The sequence below is a fragment of the Streptomyces sp. NPDC040405 genome (assembly GCF_055595765.1).
In genome coordinates, this window is record NZ_JBVIVI010000014.1 from 78,390 (window position 1) to 83,196 (window position 4,807).

General features: G+C 69.8%; 2 protein-coding genes. Both read left to right on the plus strand.

Annotated features, from left to right (window positions below; all coding sequences use genetic code 11):
- The first annotated feature begins 60 nt into the window (after positions 1-60).
- The gene (locus tag ACZ59A_RS38280; RefSeq protein WP_470968696.1) at positions 61-1,713 is read left to right on the plus strand and encodes a GMC family oxidoreductase; all 1,653 of its coding nucleotides are present in this window, start codon (positions 61-63) and stop codon (positions 1,711-1,713) included.
- A 2-nt stretch (positions 1,714-1,715) separates the two neighbouring features.
- Entirely contained in the window at positions 1,716-3,662 is a 1,947-nt protein-coding gene (locus ACZ59A_RS38285) for an oxidoreductase (protein WP_470968698.1), read from the plus strand.
- Positions 3,663-4,807: the final 1,145 nt, after the last annotated feature.

Genomic DNA, 4,807 nt, shown 5'->3' on the forward strand with positions numbered 1-4,807 from the left:
AGCCGCCTCGCTGGAGGATCTGTCCGTTGGAGAGAGTGTGTGGATGAAGGTGGGGGCATCATGAAGCCGGCACTGGAAGCCGACTGGGTGGTCGTCGGCGGCGGTAGCGCCGGGTCCGTGCTGGCGGCACGCCTGAGCGAGGATCCCGCCAGCGAGGTTGTATTGCTGGAGGCCGGGCGCGACTGGCGGTCCGCCGACGCCCCACCGCAATTGCGCAGTATGAACGGCTGGCGGGCACTGGACGAGACGGCCTGCGCGGAGTTCCAGTGGCCAGGCATTACGTCACGGCGCAGTCGCGCGCAGGCGCCGCGGCCGCATGTGCGCGGACGGGGCCTCGGTGGTTCGTCGTCGGTCAACGGCATGATCGCCTTCCGGGCCATGCCGGACGACTACGACCGATGGGCGGCGTACGGCTGTCCCGGCTGGTCGTACGCGGACATGGTGCCGTACCTGCGACGCATGGAGAGCGACGCGGACTTCGGTGACCGCCCTCACCACGGCGATCGCGGGCCCATACCGGTGCAGCGGCTCGGCCGCGAGGACTGGGGCCCCGCCGACCACGCGCTCGCCGAGGCCGCGCTGGGGCGGGGTCACGCTTGGTGCGACGACCACAACGGGCCCACCGGGACCGGTGTCTCGCCGTACGCCATCAGCTCCCGCGACGGTGCGCGCGTCACGACCAACGACGGTTACCTCGAGCCGGCCCGACAGCGTCCCAATCTGCGGGTGTTCGGCGGCGCGACGGTGGACACGGTGCTCATCGAGGGCGGCCGGGCCGTGGGGGTGCGAGTACGCCGGGGGGACGACTGGACGGAAGTCCGTGCCCAGCACGTCGTCCTGTGTGCCGGAGCGGTGCACTCCCCGGCGATCCTGCTGCGATCCGGCATCGGGCCGAACGGCCCGGTGGCGGCGCTCCCGGTCGGTGAGGGGATGCAGGAACATCCTCTGGCGCTGTTCTGGCTGTACGCCCGGCCCGGAAAACAGCCCGACATCAATGCCCGGCATGCCAACTGCTGTCTGCGCTACTCCTCCGGGCTGGCGGGAGCGGGTGAGAACGACATGATGATCACCTCGATCAACCAGACGCTCGCCCTGCCGAACCCGGGCGACTCCCACCTCGTCGCGAAAAGCACCGGCGGAACCTGGGGCGGCGCAGGTGGCGGCCACGCCGCGGGCGGTCCTGGCCTGCTCTGTCTGTGGGCGAACCAGCAGTTCTCGCGCGGCGTGCTGCGCCTGGCCTCCGCGGACCCCGACGCGCATCCGGTGATGGACCAGGATCTGCTGAGCGACCCCTCGGACCTCGTACGGATGCGCGACGGTGTCAAGCACTGCGTGGAGTTGCTGCGCAGCGGACCGTTCGACACCGCCTTCGAACACATCGCCATCGACATCACCGGCCGGAGCCTCGACGCGCTGTCCGACGACCCGACGGTCGACCGCTGGCTGATGGAGACCATAGGCGACACCGGCCATATCTGCGGAACCTGCCGCATGGGCGCGCCCGACGACCCCCGTGCGGTGGTCGATCCGTCCGGCCGCGTCCTCGGCCTCGACGGGCTCTGGGTCGCCGACGCCTCCGTGTTCCCTGAGGTGCCGCGGGCCAACACGAACCTGCCGGTCATCGCCGCCGCGGAACGGATATCGGACATCATCCGCGGACGTCTCGCCGGCCCCGTCGCGGGCGAGAGCGCCGTCACCCCTGCGGAGTCGTGATCATGGCCGATGCCGGAGAGCGCATGGCCGACTCACATCTTCCGGCGGCCGCCGCGCCGCTGGCCGTCGGTTCGTCGACACTGCGGAACCGGCTGGTCGCCACGGCGCACGCCAGCGGTTTCGTACGGGACGGGCTGCCGGTTGGCGGCGACGCCGAGTACTGGGGCCGTCTGGCGGCCGGTGGCGCGGCGCTGCTGGTGTGCGGCGGTACGACGGTGGCGCCGGAGTCCGCGCCGCGGCAGGGGAACATCCTTCAGCTCCATCGTCCGGAGGCGGTGGGTCCGCTGCGGAAGCGGGTGGAGGCCATCCATGCCGAAGGCGCGGTCGCGGTCTGCCAGCTTGTCCATCTTGGCCGGGAGACGCTCGGTGCGCAGTCGTACTACGCGCCGGTCGCCCCCTCGGCGGTGCGCTCTCCCCGTGAGCCGACGGCGCCGCGTGCTCTGCGCGCCGGCGATGTCGACGATGTGGTGGAGGCGTTCCGCGTTTCGTCCGCCCACGCACTGGAGGCGGGGTTCGACGGCATCGAGTTGCACGCCGCTCACGCCTATCTGCTGGAGCAGTTCCTCTCGCCGCGCACGAACCCGCGCCGTGACGGACTCGAGGTACTGGAACGTGTGATCGCCGCGGTTCGCGGGCTGTCAGCCGACGCATTGCTGGGCATCCGTTTCAGCGTCGACGCCTCGGAGGACGTGGCGCTGACGCCGGACGAGTTGGGCGTGCTGCTGCCTGCCGTGGATCCGCTGGTCGACTACGTCAACGTCACCGTCGGCGTGCGGACCACGTACGTCCGTGACATGGCCACCGAACGCCCCCCGGTGCTGGACGATCTGGCGCGCCTGCGGCCACTCGTCACCCGGCCGCTCGTGGCCTCCCACGCCTTCCGCACCGCGGCCTCGATCGGCGACGCCCTGGCGGCCGGAGCCGACCTGGTGGGGATGGCGCGCGCACTCATCGCCGACCCGGACCTGCCGCACAAGGTGCTCACCGGACGTGCGACGGAAGTCCGGCCCTGCGTGGCCTGCAACGAGGACTGCCGGACGTTCGACCCGGTGCTGCTGTGCGTGGTCAACCCGGACCTCGCACCGCCCGGCGAACCGCGTCGACCGGCCGCACCGCTGGTGCGCGCGTGGGTCCCGGCACGCGCCACCGGCCGGCGCGTCGCCGTCGTGGGGGCGGGACCCGCGGGCCTGGAGTGTGCCCTGAGCCTTGCCCATGCCGGGGTGACGCATGTCGTCCTCTTCGAGGCCGCCGACCGGCTGGGCGGACAGATGTCCACGGCGGCTCTGGCACCCCATCGCACCGGTTGGGCCGCGCTGCTCGGCTTCTACCAACGGGGGCTGTCCGCCGCGCGTGTCGATGTACGGCTGGGGCAGACCGCGGAGCCGGCTGAACTCGAAGGATTCGACGCCGTGGTGCTGGCCACGGGCGCGGTGGAGACATCGCCGCTGCTGGACGCCGGCGCCATGGCCTCGTCGGTCGCCCTGGCGCGGGGAGTTCCGTCGCTGGCCGGTGCCGCACATGTGCTCGTGGCAGACGACGGGTTCGGCTGGTGGCCAGGGTGCGACGTCGTAGAACTGGCCGTAGCCGCGGGAGTTCCCCGCATCACATTCGTCACCCCGGGCACGGCCTTCGCCGGGGCGATCCCGCCCGAGAGCCGCGTCCAACTGCTGGAACGTCTGTCGGGCACCTGCGAACTCGAGATCCTGCCGTTGTGCACGGCGAACGGCATCGGGCCCGAGGGCGTCACCGTCGCCCACCGCATCTCCGGAGGGACCACCACCGTGCCTGCGGACGGTGTCGTCGTGGTGGGGGAGCGGCGCCCGCACGACGACCTGGACTGCGCCGCCCCCCTGGTGCTGACGGTCGGCGACGCCGTGGTGCCGCGACGTGTGGCGCACGCGATCGCCGAGGGACGGGAGGCCGCCGTCAGAATCGTCACCGCCGTATGACGCCGTATGAGGCCCACGCCTTACCGTTGCGCCCCTAAACTAAATTGATATTGGTTCAATATGGTCCTCCCTGCCGATGCACAACCCCTCGCTTCCCGGCGCACGGCTGCGCGGCAAGCCCTCAACCAGGTGCAGGAAGGCGTCATGGAGCCGACCGTTGGTGGCCAGCAACGTCATGTCGCCCTCCAGCGGAAGACCTGACGGTGGAGAGCGATAAGGAGTTCCTCCGGCCAGCCGACCGGGTTGTGCATCTGGGTCCTGGCTGCGCGAATGCTGGCCCGTTCTGTGACCCGGACACGGTATCCCGACTGCAGGTCCGGCTCCGGGCCAGGCAGTACCCAGCACCCCAGACCACGCCCGGCCACGACCGTCTGCTGACGCCGTTGATGGGGTCGATGATCCATCGGCGTCCGGGGCACGGCAACCTAGCTGGGCTCTGATCAGTTCCTCAACCGCTTCGTCGACTTCGGTGACCTCGCTGCCGTCCTCCTTGCGACGGCTGTGCCAGTCACCGAAGAAGCCCTTCACGGACATCTGCCCGGCACAGCTGACCAGGCGCCCAAAGAAGTGCTTACAAACAGAGTGGGCGTCGGTGCGGGATCTGCTGCTGGTACCGGGGTGGCTGGCGGGCCGGGGCGGCCGTCCGGAAGGCTATTGCCATCGGTAGATGATCGACGCGGTGCGCTACCTGGTCGACAACGGCCTCAAATGGCGGGCGATGTGCCACCGTCACCCATGTCTCGCGAGGTTTCGATGCCGGGAAGAAGATCAACGGGCGCAAACACCACCTGCTCACCGACACCCTCGGACTCCTTCGGGCCGGGCTTCGGGCTTGAGGCAACTGCCGTGGGCACATTATGGCTTGATCACATGAGATGAGTGAACAGAATACGTCAGGACCTCCCAAGTCCTACCACGGGTAACGCGTGGTCTGCCGGGTTCGCCGCCGCGTTGGCCGGGCGAGGAGCCGTGCGATGTGGAAGTTGGCGTGTCAAACGTGGCCTAGGTCACCGTGGAGCTCCTGACCGGAGCCTTTGTACTCTCCAAGCGCGCCATCGCTACCGCACTGCTGGTCCCGACTTGGGACATCATCATCGATTCCACTCGCCTTGCCGTTCGGTGAGTGTCGGAAGATTGGACGAGTA

Bases quoted from the DNA above. Each gene is read 5' to 3' on its own strand.
- ACZ59A_RS38280 (WP_470968696.1), top strand. From the start codon at position 61: ATGAAGCCGGCACTGGAAGCCGACTGGGTGGTCGTCGGCGGCGGTAGC.
- ACZ59A_RS38285 (WP_470968698.1), top strand. From the start codon at position 1,716: ATGGCCGATGCCGGAGAGCGCATGGCCGACTCACATCTTCCGGCGGCC.